Source organism: Rubidibacter lacunae KORDI 51-2 (assembly GCF_000473895.1).
In the GTDB taxonomy this organism is placed as follows: Bacteria; Cyanobacteriota; Cyanobacteriia; order Cyanobacteriales; family Rubidibacteraceae; genus Rubidibacter; species Rubidibacter lacunae.
Window position 1 is genome coordinate 1 of record NZ_ASSJ01000007.1, and the last position, 16,215, is coordinate 16,215.

Consider the following 16,215-nt stretch of genomic DNA (forward strand, 5'->3'; position numbering starts at 1 on the left):
TCCAGGCTAGTCTGAGTGGCTGTTGCGATGCGTTATGCGAGCACCGTAAGGCGAGCGCAGCTCGTTGACGGACACCCCAATCTTCTCCTGCATTCCAGATCTGGGTCTGGCGATAGGTTCCCGACCAGTTATGATTCACCCGGTGGCTGATAGCCCCAGCGCTCGCAATAGCGTCCCCAGTGCTGTCGGACGAGCGCGTTGTCTTCATCGGCAAATCGATAATGGTTTTTGCGATACGTTTCCTGGGCGTCCAAGTAAGTTTGAAAATGCGATCGCTCGGCGGCGAAGTCTCCGATTGCTAACGCCGCGTAAATTTTCTCCACGTGACTGAGGGGATCGCGCTCGAAGTCCTCGAAGCGCAGCTCGATAAACTCGTTGGGTGATAAGTCGGCGACGTCACTGTAAAGCGCGTCCAGCATGCGCGGGTAGGTCTGGACCACGACCTCGTCTATATCCACATCACCATAAGGCTGGAGTGCCAACTGCACGAATAGCGCCCGATAGAAATTCCGCATCGATTGAAACACGACGTAGGGATTGCGGTAGATGTGGACGAACTTCGCGCCGGGGAAAAGCGATCGCAACATCGCCACGCGCGCCGTGTAAACCGGGTTTTTGATCAGCGGGCGTTTGCCCGTTTGCAAATAAAGCTTGCGGAAGAACAAGGTGGCTACCTGCTGCCACGTCTCGATCGCCTCGGGCGAACACCCCTCGAAGAAAATACCGGCGTTGAACTGGGCGCGGAAGTGTTTGGGAAAATACAAACCGTGGTAGAACGACACCGTTTGCATGTTGGCCAGGGCAATTTCATCTTCCTGGGGCGAGTCTGGCTGGACTTTCACGCGATCGATATAGCGCCCGGATGGCAGGAGCTTTTCGAGGAACGGGCGCAACAAACTTGCCAGGGTCAAGAAATCCCATGGCAGTCCGGTTGCCAGCGGCGAGACATAGGCAAATTCGGGCGAGCGGCTCAGGAAGTTGTACAAAAACGTCGTGCCGCTGCGCCAATGTCCGATGATGAAGACTGGCGGTGGCATGTCAGACCCGCGTCCCGCAACGATCGCCCGCTCCAGTAACGTAAACGGCGATCGCAACACTGCGGTTGCCATCGCCAGCGAGACATGGGGAAGTTGAGCGATCGGCACGAACCCATTCCGGGCCAGCACGCGCACCAGCGTCCCCACGTCGCTGCCCATCAGTGGGTGCAGCAGGCGCGGCTTCATCGGTGCGATTGGCGCAGTCGCCTGGGTGTCAGTCTTTAGGGTCATCGAAGTTCTGAAGAGATATCCAGACGCGATCGGTAAGCGAATATCGTACACGGCTTGGCAGGCACGCAACCGGATTTGACGTTGGTACCGCGATCGCACAAGCGCGATTCGGATTCCAGGCGATCGCATCGCGCTTAGCTGGAAACAGCTAGTTCGGGAGCGAGTACATCTCGCTCGCCAGACTGCAGGCGAGTTGCCGCGCAATCGATCTCCGCTGCAGTTAGATCGGGAACGGATAACTGCCACGTCACGCGCGGATAGTATGCGTGCGCCATCGATCGCTGATAAGTCGGATCGTAGTGACTTTCGAGTAAGTCGCATACCAATTCGGAGAATTGACCGCGATCGATCGCCTCGCACCATTCCTGCACCTTACGCGTTCCGTGTCGTTCGCGTAATTGCCTCAGCCTGGCTTTTAAAAACTCGGGATGCTCGACTAAATGAGGATATTCGTCCAACAAGAACCGGACCCGCGAGGCGACTGGAACTTGCACTTCCACGCACTGCGCGTTTTTCATTTGCTGCCACAACGGGGCTGGCACGTGCAACTGACCGATGCGGTTGCTCTCCGATTCCAGCCACACCGGCCGTCCCGGCTCGCAGCGCTCCAGCGCTTGCCAAACCTCTGACTCGAACCATTTCTGCGACGGTTGTACTTCCGGTTCGGAGGTCGAGCTTGGCGCGCTCCATTCCTGCCCCAACAGCGATCCGCGATGGTTAGCCAGTCCTTCCAAGTCGATCGCCTGCGCGCCAACTGCTGCCAGCCGCTGCAGGATGCGGGTTTTCCCCGAGCCCGTCAGCCCGCACAGGATCTGGAACTGCAATCGACCGCTCAGTTCTGCCACGCGATCGCGGACGTGGTTGCGATAGGTTTTATAGCCACCGCGCACGACGGTTGCCTGCCAGCCGATCTGGAGCAGAACCATTGCCAAGCTGTTGGATCGCTGACCGCCGCGCCAACAGTAGATCAAGGGTTTGTAGTCTTTGTCGCGATCGCTCAAATGCGTCTCTAAGTGCCGGGCAATGTTTCGAGACACCAGTGCCGCACCTACTTTGCGAGCGGCAAAGGGCGAGTCTTTTCGATAAAGGGTGCCGACCCACGCACGCTCGTCGTCGTCCAGAACCGGCAGGTTGACCGCGCCGGGAATGCGGTCCTCTTGAAATTCGCTCGGCGATCGGACGTCGATAATTTCGCTGTAGGTCTTGGGGAGCGGAAACGTCACGTATTCCGGCGATCGCGCTATCAATGATTCGGTCTCCGATGACGAACTTGTAAGTGGACTCGACCGGCACATCCCCCTATGTCAGCTTCAGGCTTGTACCTGACGAGGCGAAGCTGCTCGACGCGCGGCTCATCTGCCATAGTAATCTCGATTCTTCGGAGTCCTCAGGACAACATCCCGCTTCGCGGTTTTCGGGCGATATTGTCAGCGTTGGTTTGGGGTCGGTTGGTTGAAAAGGCTGTTCGAAAAATCGAATTGCGCGCAATCGAGCCTATGCATCGCGACGAAAGAATAGGATTCTCGAGGCTTTTCTACACGGGGCGCTCGGGGTAGTCAGATACCCGGCTGGAACCAATTCAGAGAGCCCCTCAAGAAATGCACGCGGACTTCGCACGCGCAATGGGTCGGAGTTGCACCCGAGTTCCACCGTGCAAGAAGTATTGGAGGGTAGTTATTCTCTAGAGGTTGCGCCGGCTTGAAACGGCTGCAGGCAGAGAGAGGCTTCAGAAAATTAGCGGCAGAAACACCTTCAGCATCTGGCGGATTTGTAAGAGCAAGACCGTTTCGCGCACGCTGGAGTCGAGCTGAGGTGGGTACAGCGACTCGCCCAAGGCGGCTTCGAGCTCCGCATACTCTGCAGGACCTAACGGTCGACCGTCGAGCGGCGACCGCGCGTCGATAATGATTTCGGCCCGCAGGACTTCCTCTGGCGTATCGTCGGGGGATGGTAAGGCAAGCACGGGAGCAGCGGGAGCAAACGCGCCACAGGCGGCGATGAGACCGGCAGCAATGGGGAATTTCACGGGCTAATCCTCCAATCCAGGCGGTAGCGGTTCGCGGCAGCGGTGGTGGATTTCGGCAATGCGAGCGAATGCCCAAGGATACTTGTCGCGATAATCTGGAATCCGCACCAGCGGGCTGAGCAATGCAGCAGCGGTCAGGTCGGCGTGGCTGAGGGCGTTGCCAACCAGGTATGGCTGCGTTTTCCAGTCGGCGATCGCGTCAAACGCCAACCGCAGGCGATCGTGCGCCAGAGCCACGGTAGTGGGGGTGATGCCGTACTGGCGGCGGACGACGGCGATCAAAATCTGCGAGAACGGGCTGGGGTCGAGCTGCTTGCCCGCCCCCGCCCGGAAATCGTAGTACGCGAAACGAGTTGCAGTGCCGATGCTTTCGTCGAACCAGTCTTCCAGCCAATCTGCTTGACGGCGGAGTTCTGGGGCGCGCGGCATCAGCGGTGGATCGGAAAAAGTTGCTTCAAGATAGCGCAGAATCCGCGTTGAATCGGCGATCGCCTCGGGGGCGCGTTCTGTCTGCGGCACCAAGACCGGCAGGGTGGTCAGCCCGGTGAGGGGTCTGAGTTTGAGCGCGTGCAATCCCGGCGTTAGATTCTCGACGGTATAGTCGAGCTGCTTGAAGCCAAGGGCAAGGCGGGCTTTGCGGCAGTAGTGAGACGTGCTGAATTGCAGCAACAGCATGGCGGTGCGATCGCGAAGCCTTCTCTGTCAGAGTACAGCAGGTTCGCGTACGGTAGGTTCGCGACGCACGGCGCTAGCAGCGGCAGGTGGTGACGCCCGCACTGGCTCGTCCGGTCTCGCGTTGCTCGATGGCCGGTCTGCGGTCAAAGGGCAGTTCGTGGGGGGGGATGCGCGATCGCCCTTAGAGACTTAGGTTTTCCAATTCGCGGCGGGGATTCTGACTGCGGTTGCCGCGCAACTGTTCGTAGAGATCGCGTTCGGTCGCGCTGAGTTGCTTTGGAGCGGCGATCTCCAAGCGCACGAGCTGGTCGCCGCGATCGCGTTTGGGTCGCGGCCAGCCCTTGCCGCGCAAGCGCAACGACTGCCCCGACCGTATGCCTGGCGGCACTTTCACAGTTACGGGACCGTCTGGCGTCGGGACGGAAATGTCGGCGCCCAATACGGCTTCATCTGGTGCGATCGGGACGTCGCAAACTAAGCTGTCGCCTTCAAAACGGAAGAACGAATGGGGTTGAAGCGCGACTTTGAGATACAGGTCGCCGCGCTGGCGGCTATCGTAGGGGCTGGACTGACCCTTGCCACGTACCCGCACCCGCGTGCCGTTTTTCGCGCCGGGAGGAATCCGGACGACGATGACCTCGTCGGCTACGCTCAGGCGCTTCTGCACGCCGTGAAACGCCTCAGAAAACGTCAGGCGAATTGTTGCTTCGCGATCGCCAGCGGGCGCGCGATCGCCAAAGCCGCTAAAGTCCTCCGCCCCGGTCCGAAACCCCCCAGGGCCGCCGGGATATCCGCGCGGCCGTCCCGTACTGCCGAAGCGGCCGAGCAATTCGTCGATGAATTCTTCAAAGCTGCCGTACTGACTGAAGTCGAAGCCGCCCATATCGGCCCCGAAGCCCGCTCCCGGTGGACTGCCTTGACGGCCCGCTTGCTGCCAGTACTGCCCGAATTGGTCGTATTTCTTGCGCTTCTCCGCGTCGGAGAGCACCTCGTAGGCCTCGCTGATTTCTTTGAACCGATTTTCGGCTTGTTTGTCGCCGGGGTTGCGATCGGGGTGATATTTAAGAGCGAGCTTGCGAAACGCGCGCTTGATGTCTTCGTCGCTCGCGCCCCGCCCGACGCCGAGAACGGCATAATAATCCTTGAAATCCGTCGATGCCATCGTCGCTCGCTCCCCTGCGCGTACTTGCGGGCACTGTGCCGAGACTGGGTGGGACCTCTAGCAGGATGTTCTTCCCGAGCGGGCAGCAAGACCCACCGCCGGCAGCAATCATCCCAGTGACCGACACGACGTGCCAGCGCTTTACTTCCTAAGGTATTCCCCGTTACTCAGCACAAGGGTAACAGAGGCGATCGCGGTCTGACGTTCGGATATCGCTCTGGTCGCGGCGGGCAATGTCCGCACTCGCTCTGCGTTGGTAGTGCAGCAACGCGTCTAAGCCATCGCTATGGGACGGGGGCGCGGCTCGCAGCTTGCGGTCCATGCCCAACATAACTTCGGTTGGAACGACGCGATCGCGGCGGTCGTTGTGCTGCAGGCACATCGGGAGGGGGAGGTCGAGGAAAACACCGGTGATGCGGGTGAATCCACAGGCGCGGGCGCAAGCTATTGCGTCCCGACGATGGCGGCGGACCACGTTGGTGGCATCGTAGATCGCACCGGGGCAATGTCCGCGACGGATACTTTCTACAGCCCGACACAAGCGAACTTCTGCGTGTTTCCACACGTGCAGCCAGCTGCCCTGGATAGCAGCATTTCCGTAAAGGTCGGCGCGGATAGCATCGGTGGAGACGATCTGCGTGTCGGGGAAATCGGTCGCCACGGCGCGCGCGAAAGTAGATTTGCCGCTACCGGGCAGGCCGATTAGCAGGATGAGCGGAATCGTCACGGGTCGAGCGAGCGGGTCGCGATTGCCTCAACCGTAACCGATCGCACCCAAACTAGGCGTACTAAACTCGATCGCGTGCTATGTGGCGGACGGGGTCCCGCTCGCATGGTAAATCTCGCCCGCAATCAGTCCGGGCCGTGGCGATCGCCCTACTTGCCGGTCCGATTGAGGTGGAAGTTCTTAGTTTGAAGGCGATCGCGCGGTACATCGCACGGTATGACGAGCGGTGGCAAGACTTGGGTACGGATTGCGCGCGTGGATTGTCGGCAGGGCGCGTCTGGTGGCGGGTCGGGGGAGTGTCGCGCCGCAGGGCGGATAGCGATCTGCGGAGTCAGTAAACTTACATAGGACGCCACCTGCGGTTATGTGGCGCAGGGTGTCATGACGTTGAATGCGATTCTGCTCCTTCTGAGCAGCCTGTCCTGCGGCTCCTTATTAATGCAGACGCTGTCGGCGCGTCAGAATCGCGGCTGGTCGGGCGTGAGTGCTGCTATCCTTGGCGCGATCGCTGCTACCCTCGCGATCGCGCCGGGAGCTGCAGGGTTAGTGGGCGGCGGGTTGTGGCTGACCTTCGTGGTCGTGCCGTTGGTCGGGAAGCAAGGCGTTAGCAGTTTGATGCGCCGCGAGCGCTTCCGGGAAGCGCGGTGGCTGTCCGCGCGCCTAGCATGGCTGCATCCGGCGGATGGCTGGCCCGACCAACCGCGCCTGCTGCGAGCCCTCGAACTCGGCCAGCGCGGTCAGCTCGATCGCGCCGCACAACTGCTCGACCCCTATCGGTCCCGTCCTTCGGGTTTCGGGTACGCTGCCGCCACGCTGCTCTACCGCATAGAAGCCCGTTGGGACGAATTGCTGCAGTGGATGGACGAGTCCCTGCCGAGCGCCTTGCGGCGAACGCAGCCGACGCTGACGCTGGTTTACTTACGTGCCCTGGGCGAAACCGGCAAGCTCGACAGTTTGTTGTGGCAGCTGACAACGAGCGCCAAGCTGCTGGCGCGCGCCGGCAATTCCATCAATCTTCACCAGGCACGACTCTACGCGGTAGCTTTTTGCGGGCGCGAGGATCTGGTCCGCCGACTCTTTGCCGGTCCCCTTGCCGGTTCTTCACTATCGACGCGGAGTTTCTGGCTGGCGACTGCTGCCATGGCTGCCGGCGATCGCCGTGCGGGCAGCCAGCAATTGCGTCAGCTGTATGCGGGCAACTCCTCTACCTTAGACCGCGCGATCGACTGGCGTTTGAGGCATCCCCCTGCCCTTGCTACCGCCCTTAACCCAGCGGTTCGACAGATCCTCGCGCGGCTCGAAGATGATTTTGTTCAAGAAAGCCGCTATGCCGATGCCGTGACGCCAACGTTCAAACTCGCACCACTCACCCTCGCCCTGATCGGCCTCAACATGGCTGTGTTCGGTCTCGAAGCGTGGCTGGGCGGTACCCAGGATCGAGCAGTGCTGTACCGCCTTGGCGCGCTGGTGCCGTCGGTTGTGGTAGCAGGGGAATGGTGGCGGTTGCTGAGCGCGAACTTTTTGCACTACGGACCGCTCCACTTAGGCGGAAACTTGCTGGGACTGTGGTTGTTTGGACCGTATGTCGAACGCGCGTTTGGGTTCGGACGCGCATTGGTGGTGTACTTCACCAGCGGTGTTGGTGCGATGTTGCTGTTCGTTTTGCTGGCGCTCCAATTCGGCGATCGCGACAGCTTCTTGGTCGGAGCGTCAGCAGCCATTATGGGAACGATCGGCGCTACGGTGGCGATCCTGTGGCGCGGCTGGCGAAGAGACAAATCGCGGCTGGCTGGCAAGCGACTGCGGTTGGTGTGTTTCATCATCGGCGCGCAGATGCTGTTCGATATTGCCGTTCCGCAAGTCAGTTTTCTCGGACACCTGCTCGGGTTGATGTTGGGCTACTTCAGCTCTCTGCTATTGTTGCGACGGTGGGAGTTTCGCGACGATCGCGAAGGGTAAAGGGCGAACTTGAGCGGGGCGATTCTCGAACTGTGGACCAGAACGAGCGGCACGTGGATAAACATTGCCACCGTTATCGCGGGAACGGTGGCTGGAGCACTCTTGCAGCGGCGCTTGCCACAGCGCGTGCTGCGCGTTATTACCCAAGGTGTCGGCTTGCTGACCCTCTGGCTGGGGTTTTCGATGGCCGAGAGCTTGACGGCCGCGGATGCCGGCGCGATCGCCGGGCCGGTGTTAGGTCTGTTGGTGCTGGCGCTCGGCGGCGCGATTGGGGAATGGTGGAGCATTGAGGAGCGCCTGGCGCGAGTTGGGACGTGGGTGCAACAGCGCTGGCGCGGTCGGGGCAGTTTCACCGATGGGTTCGTTGCAGCCAGCTTGCTCTTTTGCGTGGGTCCGCTGGCACTCCTCGGTAGTTTGACCAATGGTTCCACCGGCGACAATACGTTGCTGGTGTTGAAGGCGTCGATGGATGGCTTGGCCGCGATCGCGCTTGCTAGCACTTACGGCAGTGGGGTCGGGTTTTCGGTGCTGTCGCTGCTGGTTTATCAAGGCGGGCTATCGCTGCTGGCTGGGTGGCTGACGGGGGCGCTTCCCGACCCGGCAATCGATCCGCGTTTGGCATTGGCGACGGGGGTGGGCGGCTTGACGATTGTTGGTATTGGTTTGGGGCTGCTCGATATCGCGCGGGTCCGCGTGGCGTCGTTTCTGCCCGCGTTGTTGCTCGCGCCCGGGTTGTACGGTCTGGCAATCTGGCTGCAACAATTTTGAATTGCTGCCCGACAGCTATCTGAGTACAATGGCGTGTGGAATGGACTTTTGCAAGTCTTCTGGGTCTCTACCCAGCTTGCCTTTCAGGGTTTGTCAGAAGTCTGTCGGGGCGCATAGCTCAGCGGATAGAGCAACCGCCTTCTAAGCGGTCGGTCGCAGGTTCGAAACCTGCTGCGCCCGTCGCAATCCGGGCCGTACATCTCGCAGTGCGGCCACACAATAATTGATTTGTCATTGGCAACAGCGGGCACCGGTCGGGAAAAGGGCTAAGCCCAGATTCGAGTCGATCTCCCGTTTCAGAGCACATGTACGTTTCATGCGTCTAGCGCCATGGGTACCAGACCGTGAGAGCTGGCCCTGCTCAAAGCCGGACCGGTTCCCCGGCTCGATGTTCTGGTGTCGCGATCGCTGCTTCAATCACCTCACCGGACACTCCCATTGAGCGGTTGCGCACTCCGGCGAGCGGGTCGAACGCAGCTTGATAATGCGCACCGAAGGCTTGGGCGATCGCGCGCTCGTCGAGTCTGTCTCGCCCGCTCACCTCATCCAGTAGGAGCAGCAATTGGCAGACCAAGTATCGCACGAGCCCAATCCGCTTTGGACTTGGCGAAACCGTGGGTCGGTTGCAATAATGACGTACCCGAAGTTCTGTCAGTAAATGAGGTGTATTCTGAGGGCTACTGAGCGCTCTAAAACGCAGGGATGCTCTCGATACTATGCCGGTCGTCGGTCTGCTGAATCGCTGAGATCGCCTCGAGTTGGTGCAGAAGACGCTCGAGCTAAGAGCCGCGAGGTCAATATGGCGGCAGTCAAGAGTCCTATCGGGGATCTCGAAACAATCGCTTGGTCGGCCGCCAAGGGGCAACGATTGCGGGAGCTGCGCGAGCAAGAACGCAAACTCTCGCGCAACAAGCTCGTTGCTAAGATCCGAGATTCCGGTCACGACATTAGCCCGCAGTACGTGCAGAAGCTGGAAACCGGTTTCAGAACTAGCTCGGGCAAAACTCAAACCGTGCAGTCGGTGGGAGCGCAAACGCTTCAGGCGATTCTCGGTGCTCTCGATATCCGTCTCGACAAGTTCTTGAGTAGCGCGAATTAACTCTCGCTCCCCCGAATCATCCGGCTTGGGGGATTGTTTGTCGATGTAGTCGTGGGTGCGCTGGATTATCGATAACTCGTCCAAGATCGCCTCGGCAACGGATTTGTAGGAATTTGAATTCCCCAGCGCGGCCTCCCGAAGTGTAGAGGGAAAATATAAATTATTCTCTGCTCGAAAAGAAAAATCCTGGCGCGGAAAAGGGAAAGAGTGAAAAAGAGAAAAGCGATTATCTCGGTTGTCAAGTAGCAGCCTGTCATTGTGTTGCCGCTCTGCTCTCACGCCGCGCTCGGTGCCCGCCACCGTTCTCCCTTTTTGACCATCACATTCAGCACGGTCAACAGTTTGTGCATGCAGGCTGTTAAAGCCACCTTCGTTGCTTTCCCGCCCTGTTTTAAACGCTCGTAGAAGTCCTTGAGTGGTTTTAAACGCTCGTAGAAGTCCTTGAGTGCTGGGTTAAACCGCTTCCCGACTAAGGCTCCCATGTACAGTGCCGCCCGCACTGCCGCTCGCCCTCCCCAGATTGTCCGTTTGCCTCGCACTTTGCCGCTGTCTCGGTTGTGCGGCGCCACTCCCACCAAGCTCGCAATTTGCTTGTGGTTGAGACGCCCTAGCTCCGGTAACTCCACGATCGGCGTCATCGCGATGACGGGTCCGACACCCGGCACGCTCTCCAGCAGGTCTGCTTTCTCCGACCACTCCACATGCTGACGCTTGACTGCTTCGATTTCCCGGTCGAGCCGACCCAGGCGCTCTTGCATCCAGTCAATGTGGGCTTGAATATCGGCTTTCGCAGCTCCCGTTGTCCCGGACAAACGGCTCTTTTCCGCGCCAATCATCTCCACGATTTGGCGGCGTCGCGTCACCAGTTCCTTCAAGTGCCGCGCTTCCGTGCTGGGCAAGGGTCGGACCGGCGGTCGGAGGGCTTCGCCCAGATGCGCCAGCACGGTGGCATCGATGCGGTCTGTTTTGGCGAGCCGACCGATGGCGCGGGCGAAATCTCGCCCTTGACGGGGGTTGATGACCGCAACAGCCAAACCGGCTGACTGGAGTGCGACGGCGGCTGCCCGTTCCATCCCACCCGTTGCCTCAAGTACAATGCGCTCTGGCTGCAGGGGACGCAGCTGGGCGACTAGGGCGGCGATGCCGCCGTCGGTGTTCGGGAACTGGAGCATCTGGTCGTGAGGGCGAATGGCAACATCAAGGTGTTGCTTGCATACGTCAATCCCGACCCAACAGATAGTGTTATCCATGGCGGCTAACCTTAATATCGGTGCGGTTACCCCTGCAGCGACTCGACCTTGCACGATGCGGGCTTGGTGTCCCAGGCGATTTTCCGAGTTCTAACGAGGGGATGTGGCGACCCAAGCTTTTCTACGGTCTACTTTGGACCAAGGGATAGACGGTCTGCCACACTGCCCAAGATACAAGGGCTACGTCCTCGGCGCGGCGCACGCAACCCGGAAACCGATATTTATAGTTCTGAAGGAGAAGCGGGGATAGAAGCGGCGGAACGCAGAGCGGCACATCCCCGGACTGTCGTTCCAGCCGCCGCCGCGTATTATGCGTCTTGCGTCCTCATCTCGGTCCTCATCTCGGTCCTCCCAGGCGCTTCCATCACACGGGACGACACCTTCCTCGTAACTCCCGTGCCATTGGTCCTGGCACCAATCCCAGACGTTTCCGTGCATATCATACAGGCCGAATTTGTTGGCGAATAAAAACTGACCCACTGGCGTTGTCTCATCGCGCCATTCGCCTGTCGGCTCCCTGTCATAACTGTGGTAGCCGTTGTAGTTCGCCAACTCGGTTGTTATCGTGTCGCCGAAGTGGAAGGGTGTTTTCGTTCCCGCGCGGCACGCATACTCCCACTCCGCTTCGCTTGGCAGTCGATACGGACGTCCCGTGTGGGCGGCTAAGCGTTCGCAGAACTCCACTGCTTCGAACCAAGAAACCCCCTCGACAGGGCGACCGGCTCCACTGCTTTCAGACTGATTGGGTTGGAGTTCGATCTTTGCTTTGGTCAGTTTCGTCGCCACGAATCGCCACTGTGCCTGGGTCACCGGATAGCGCCCCAGGAAAAAGGGGGGTACCGTCACCTCGTGCTGCGGTCCTTCGTCGTCTTCTCGTTCATGTTCATCTTCGGGCGACCCCATCAAAAAAGTGCCGGCGGGTATCGCCATCATTAACATCACCGGTCCACCTCCTGCCAGGATCTCCACCCGATAATGCACGCGATGCTTGGTGGTTTGAACAACCCTTCCCTTACGGTTCACCGTCGGCACTTCGACGGTTAAGGACTGTAGCTCTGGTGGCAGTTTTGGTTTGATCCCTGCTTGCGAGCTAAGTAGAACCGTAGCAGTTACGATCGCATCTTCATATAACACCTGGAATGTCGGTCCGCTGGGAGCGACAATGCCATCAACAGAACTTTTGCCTTGTAAGTGCTTAACTTGGTACTGGCGGATTGCCTCGGCCCAATGCTCTTGACCTTCGGTATCGAGATTCGTTTCAAAATCTGCCAGAGTGGGCGTTTCTAGGACCTCACGTAGTGTTTCCTGAAACAGCTCCTGGTTTAACTCCAGCCCTCGTGACTTCAAGCGTCCAGTTAGGCGATCGCGAAGTTGCCGCAGAGACTCTAAGGTTCGGTCAAAAGAATTACCAGAAGACTCAGGCTGGTCAACTGAGGGTGTCTGACTAGCCCCAGGGCGATCCGGTTGTGGCTCATTTCTTTGTGGAGGTATGGGTTGATTATCAGCTCGGTCGCGCTCCCAGATCTTTTTCAGTGTCCTATCGTATCCTTGGATCGCCAATGAATTGCTAGGGTCGAATTTCATAGCTCTCTTGAAGTGTTTCTTTGCGTCTTCAAGGCGCTCTTCTAATTCGGCATTAGTAGCATCTAATAGCAGCAAGGAAAAATCATAATCAGTTTTATACTGAGGCAGCAGAATAAAATGGGACTTGTAGTTTGGTTCGTAATCTGTAAAAGGTTTTTGCTGTGGCAAACTGAACTCCCTGCTCAACTCCAGCACTCTTTTGCGCACGTAGCTGCACAGACCCCCCACCGTCGCACAATTTTCATCCGCACGACCTTCTAAGGCCTCCATTAGAGCGTAGGTAAATATCCCTTGCTCCAACTGTTTGATCTCATAAGATTCCGCATCAACATCACAAGCAGATATGGTAATAACACCTTGCTGTTTGTTCATGCCATGTCCGCGTTTCTTCAATTTATTCTCGCTGAGACAACAGTCCGTCAAGAGAATGACATTATCTGCCCCGGAGTTACGTATTTTTCGCAAGACATGGTTTAGATCGATTGCTGTATCCTCTAAAAGATTTGGATTCCCATCTTTAGGGATTAAATAATCAGTTCCTTGATTATGACTATACATACCATGGCCGCTGAAGAAAAACCAGAAATTGTCGCCTTCTTCATCAAGAATTGGGCTCTTGAAGAACTCGTGCAAAAACGAAAGAATGTTATTTTTCGTTGGTGCAGCAGGGATTATGACCCCTCTCTGAGACTTGATTTTAGGTGCGTCATCTGCGAAATAAAACACACGGCTGCTGGAATCGCAATTGGGTGATTCCCGTTTGGCTTTCTCCAGGAAATACTTTTGAACCCGTTCCGCATCCCGTTGGGCATAACGCAGGTTTCCCAGGTAGTCGTATTCATTGATGCCGATAACTAATGCCCAATCCACCACATTCTTATACCTTTCTACGCCCGAACTTAAGCTTGATGGCTCCCTTGGCAGCAGCTTCACCACCAGTCCCCAGGAGTTTTACTTCACCTTTTCCAGAAATCTCCACTGCCAACTCGATCTCGTTTAACTCTAAATTCGTCCCAGCAATTTTCTCCTGGGCACTGCTAAACATCTGCCCGATGCCATCTAGAAACTCCGACATCTGCTGTTCCAGAATGTCAGTGCCTACTTGCACCCCACGAGCCGCTAATGCTGCTGGCTGGCTCCAGATGTCCCTGTCACTATTCGGTCCGCTACCAATCTTTACATTTCTCGCCCCTCCGGCGTTTTCCTCCTCTGGCTCCGCCGTCACAACCCAAATTTTCTTGGCTTGCTTTGTCTGTTCTTCCATATCCCTGCCTTGTTAAAACCCTCACGCTATTCGGATGCAACCGCGCGATCGCGAGCGAGCTTCTCCCCCACGGCCAGCCGTACGTACTCCGAAGGTGACACATCAGCCGCTGACGCCGCTGCCAGAAACTCAGAATGCAAGGATCGTTGGCATCGCGATCGGTCCGGTTCGATTGCAGGCTCCCCCTTGCAGGAAAAAAACGCTCTTTGCATTTCTCTTTCGGATTTTTCTCCAGCCCGCTCCACGTGGTCAAAGCTTACCACAGCTATATCAAGCAAAGGCTATTTTGTTCGAGTCACGTTGCGACCTTTTATTAGGCTTCTTTTTGTGTCTCGCGGCTGTCAGCAACTCTAAGTTGAACATGGCTGACTCTACGTCTGGAGCGTCCAGCTCGATGCCGTTTACGTACCAAAATCTGTAAGTAGCGACGATGCAACCCGCTTGTTACCATCAACAAAAACAGCGATGTTTGAGAAGTGTGTATGCTTAGGGGCAGCTAATTGCCACAAGCTTATGCGGTCGCCATAGTAGTAAAGGTTATGAGCCCTACTCGTGGCAAACTCTGGAAGCCTCAACGAGTATTTCTTCCGAGCCGACAAGTATTGAAGCCGGCATGTATCGAAAAAGTCAGGAGGACCGCCGATCGAGCGCCTCAAACCCTTGCCTGGATGAGTGCTCGCGGATTTGAGCTTCCCTAAGTCAGTGCCATTCGCTAAATGAAACGTTTAGCATCCGGCAGACTCTGCAGGCAATCGTGCCGCAAACAGTTCGAGCACCAAAACGCTAACGACAGAACAAGGTCTCGCGGGTGTCGCGTCCAGTAACGGGGTTGGTTCCCGCGGCAATGTCGCAAAGCTTGGCCTGTTCGTCGCGGCGGAGTAAGACGTCGGTGAAGTCTGCGCCATCGATAATCGCGCCGTCGAACCTGGCATTGGCTGCAAAAGCCCCTTCCAAGACGGCATCCGTCAAGTTGGCTTTAATCAATCGTGCAGAATCGAGCGTTGCATAACGCAAATTGGCGCCGGTCAGATTGGCTTCCTGAAGATTGGCCGCAAAGAAACTGACCCCAGCGAGGTTGGCATTACTAAAATCGCACTGACGCACGTTGGCCTTCGTGAAACTCGACTCGGTCAGGTCTCGCCCGGAAAAGTCCGTCCCGACGAGGATTTCCTTACCGTAGTCAAGCGCTGTCGCCTCCGGCATCGGACTCGAGACTAGTCCTATCAGAAAAAAAAGTGCGATTGCGAGTAAGGACAAGAGAGGAACGGAGCGCACGATCGCGAAGCCTCCAACGCTCATCAGCGCTCCCATCGTGCCATTGCTGGGGCCTTCGCACAAGCAGCGCTGGGGTTGGATGGAAGGCAGCGATCGCCCACAGTCCCCTCAAACAGCGGGTGTTCCGCAGATTTTGTCGAGACAGGCTCTAAACTCGCAAACCCGCCTGCTTTCGAGTGCTAGGATTGCTCACAGCTTGCGCGCGGATTTCGTGCGGGGCATGTTTCACCCATGCGATGCGGACGCCATCGCGCTTGCAATGTATCCACCTGTCGATCCGGTCATTGTCGAAGTCGGACCGCTGGCATTGCGCTGGTATGGCGTGCTGATGGTGACGGCAATCTTCACGGGAGCCTGGGTTGCCAGTCGCTACATCAAGCGTCAAGGGGACAATCCAGATAATCTCTGGGATATGCTCGTCTGGGTTCTGGTACCCGGCTTCTTAGGCGCGCGTTTATACTACGTCTTCGTTCAGTCGCCGCGCGGCACCGATGGACTCGGTCGCTATCTCGAGCACCCGATCGAAATCCTGCAGTTTTGGCGAGGCGGCATCCATATTTTCGGTGCCTTTATTGCAGGTAGTGCAGCGCTATGGCTCTACACGCGCTGGCACAAACTACCGCCGTTGAGATACCTCGACGCGATCGCCCTCGGTTTGCCCCTGGCTCAAGCGATCGGTCGGTGGGGCAACTTCATCAACCAAGAACTGTACGGACCGCCAACGACGCTGCCGTGGGGATTGCGCATCGACGCGCAGCATCGTTTGTCGCCGTATAGCAATCTGCAGCAGTACCCCGACAGCGTGCGGTTCCAGCCGCTGTTTTTGTACGAGTCGCTGTGGAACTTTATCGGTTTCGGGTTGATTTTTTGGCTGTCGCGTCGCTTCAAGAAGCAACTGCAACCCGGGGATATCTTACTGATGTACCTGATTTGGTATCCACTCGGTCGTTTTTGGATTGAGTTTCTCCGGACGGATTCTTGGTTTTTCTCCGGTACGCCATTCAATGTCGTCCATATCCTGTGTGCGGCGGCCATCTTGAGCGGGGCGATCGGTTTATATTGGCGGCACGGTCGCAAGCCCGCAGCCGGTTGAGAGCCAGTGGATCGACCGGCTCTGGAAAGTTGCCGGAAGCTTTGGTAGTTAGCTCTCGCTGCTGT

The 16,215-nt window shown here is 57.7% G+C and carries 18 protein-coding genes and 1 tRNA gene; 7 read left to right on the forward strand and 12 right to left on the reverse strand.

Translation table 11 applies throughout. The annotated features are described in order from the left end of the window. Window positions 1–128: 128 nt before the first annotated feature. From KR51_RS02095 to KR51_RS02110, 4 genes are all read right to left on the reverse strand, one after another. A complete protein-coding gene (locus KR51_RS02095; protein ID WP_022604343.1) occupies window positions 129–1,223 on the reverse strand; it encodes a sulfotransferase family protein in 1,095 nt (364 codons plus the stop codon). A gap of 179 nt (window positions 1,224–1,402) precedes the next feature. Continuing rightward, on the reverse strand, window positions 1,403–2,515 hold the full coding sequence (gene mnmH / locus KR51_RS02100; RefSeq protein WP_022604345.1) for a tRNA 2-selenouridine(34) synthase MnmH: 1,113 nt from the start codon (window positions 2,513–2,515) through the stop codon (window positions 1,403–1,405). 479 nt (window positions 2,516–2,994) lie between these two features. Then, window positions 2,995–3,294, reverse strand: a complete 300-nt coding sequence (locus KR51_RS02105) for a hypothetical protein (RefSeq protein WP_022604346.1) — start codon at window positions 3,292–3,294, stop codon at window positions 2,995–2,997. Between the two features lie 3 nt (window positions 3,295–3,297). Continuing rightward, on the reverse strand, window positions 3,298–3,969 hold the full coding sequence (locus KR51_RS02110; protein WP_022604348.1) for a glutathione S-transferase family protein: 672 nt from the start codon (window positions 3,967–3,969) through the stop codon (window positions 3,298–3,300). Between KR51_RS02110 and KR51_RS19090 the strand changes: the two genes are divergently transcribed. Beyond that, complete coding sequence (locus tag KR51_RS19090; protein WP_156914919.1) at window positions 3,968–4,162, forward strand: hypothetical protein; 195 nt, start codon at window positions 3,968–3,970, stop codon at window positions 4,160–4,162. The genes KR51_RS02110 and KR51_RS19090 overlap by 2 nt on opposite strands. On the opposite strand, the gene KR51_RS02115 is transcribed toward KR51_RS19090, so the two are convergent. Both KR51_RS02115 and KR51_RS02120 read right to left on the reverse strand, forming a co-directional pair. Then, window positions 4,151–5,131 (reverse strand): DnaJ C-terminal domain-containing protein, encoded by a 981-nt coding sequence (locus KR51_RS02115; RefSeq protein ID WP_022604350.1) that lies wholly within the window; start codon window positions 5,129–5,131, stop codon window positions 4,151–4,153. The two genes, KR51_RS19090 and KR51_RS02115, sit on opposite strands and share 12 nt — an antisense overlap. A gap of 163 nt (window positions 5,132–5,294) precedes the next feature. Beyond that, window positions 5,295–5,858, reverse strand: a complete 564-nt coding sequence (locus tag KR51_RS02120) for an AAA family ATPase (RefSeq protein WP_022604351.1) — start codon at window positions 5,856–5,858, stop codon at window positions 5,295–5,297. A 137-nt stretch (window positions 5,859–5,995) separates the two neighbouring features. On the opposite strand from KR51_RS02120, the gene KR51_RS02125 reads away from it, so the two are divergent. The 4 genes from KR51_RS02125 (at window position 5,996) to KR51_RS02140 (ending at window position 8,765) form a co-directional block, all read left to right on the forward strand. Next, on the forward strand, window positions 5,996–6,196 hold the full coding sequence (locus KR51_RS02125) for a hypothetical protein (protein ID WP_040654820.1): 201 nt from the start codon (window positions 5,996–5,998) through the stop codon (window positions 6,194–6,196). Between the two features lie 43 nt (window positions 6,197–6,239). Continuing rightward, entirely contained in the window at window positions 6,240–7,817 is a 1,578-nt protein-coding gene (locus KR51_RS02130; RefSeq protein WP_022604353.1) for a rhomboid family intramembrane serine protease, read from the forward strand. 9 nt (window positions 7,818–7,826) lie between these two features. Continuing rightward, window positions 7,827–8,585: a DUF554 domain-containing protein gene (locus KR51_RS02135; protein WP_022604354.1), complete on the forward strand. Its 759-nt coding sequence runs from the start codon at window positions 7,827–7,829 to the stop codon at window positions 8,583–8,585. A 107-nt stretch (window positions 8,586–8,692) separates the two neighbouring features. Continuing rightward, window positions 8,693–8,765, forward strand: a tRNA-Arg gene (locus tag KR51_RS02140). A gap of 181 nt (window positions 8,766–8,946) precedes the next feature. On the opposite strand, the gene KR51_RS02145 is transcribed toward KR51_RS02140, so the two are convergent. Further along, on the reverse strand, window positions 8,947–9,168 hold the full coding sequence (locus tag KR51_RS02145; RefSeq protein WP_156914920.1) for a hypothetical protein: 222 nt from the start codon (window positions 9,166–9,168) through the stop codon (window positions 8,947–8,949). A 216-nt stretch (window positions 9,169–9,384) separates the two neighbouring features. Here KR51_RS02145 and KR51_RS02150 point away from each other — a divergent pair, with 216 nt between their 5' ends. Then, entirely contained in the window at window positions 9,385–9,684 is a 300-nt protein-coding gene (locus KR51_RS02150; protein WP_040654823.1) for a helix-turn-helix domain-containing protein, read from the forward strand. Window positions 9,685–9,959: 275 nt separating this feature from the next. On the opposite strand, the gene KR51_RS02155 is transcribed toward KR51_RS02150, so the two are convergent. From KR51_RS02155 to KR51_RS02170, 5 genes are all read right to left on the reverse strand, one after another. Further along, window positions 9,960–10,934 carry an IS110 family RNA-guided transposase gene (locus KR51_RS02155; protein WP_022604358.1) on the reverse strand — a complete coding sequence of 325 codons (975 nt, stop codon included), beginning with the start codon at window positions 10,932–10,934 and terminating at the stop codon, window positions 9,960–9,962. 180 nt (window positions 10,935–11,114) lie between these two features. Further along, window positions 11,115–13,391, reverse strand: coding sequence for an SUMF1/EgtB/PvdO family nonheme iron enzyme (locus tag KR51_RS17925; RefSeq protein ID WP_022604360.1), 2,277 nt, complete (start codon window positions 13,389–13,391; stop codon window positions 11,115–11,117). A 4-nt stretch (window positions 13,392–13,395) separates the two neighbouring features. Beyond that, window positions 13,396–13,782 carry a Pepco domain-containing protein gene (locus KR51_RS17170; protein ID WP_022604362.1) on the reverse strand — a complete coding sequence of 129 codons (387 nt, stop codon included), beginning with the start codon at window positions 13,780–13,782 and terminating at the stop codon, window positions 13,396–13,398. Between the two features lie 401 nt (window positions 13,783–14,183). Continuing rightward, window positions 14,184–14,438 (reverse strand): Fic family protein, encoded by a 255-nt coding sequence (locus KR51_RS21155; protein WP_408638078.1) that lies wholly within the window; start codon window positions 14,436–14,438, stop codon window positions 14,184–14,186. A gap of 127 nt (window positions 14,439–14,565) precedes the next feature. Beyond that, window positions 14,566–15,081 carry a pentapeptide repeat-containing protein gene (locus tag KR51_RS02170; RefSeq protein WP_022604365.1) on the reverse strand — a complete coding sequence of 172 codons (516 nt, stop codon included), beginning with the start codon at window positions 15,079–15,081 and terminating at the stop codon, window positions 14,566–14,568. 13 nt (window positions 15,082–15,094) lie between these two features. On the opposite strand from KR51_RS02170, the gene lgt reads away from it, so the two are divergent. Then, window positions 15,095–16,150 carry a prolipoprotein diacylglyceryl transferase gene (lgt, locus tag KR51_RS02175; protein ID WP_232214503.1) on the forward strand — a complete coding sequence of 352 codons (1,056 nt, stop codon included), beginning with the start codon at window positions 15,095–15,097 and terminating at the stop codon, window positions 16,148–16,150. Window positions 16,151–16,215 lie beyond the last annotated feature (65 nt).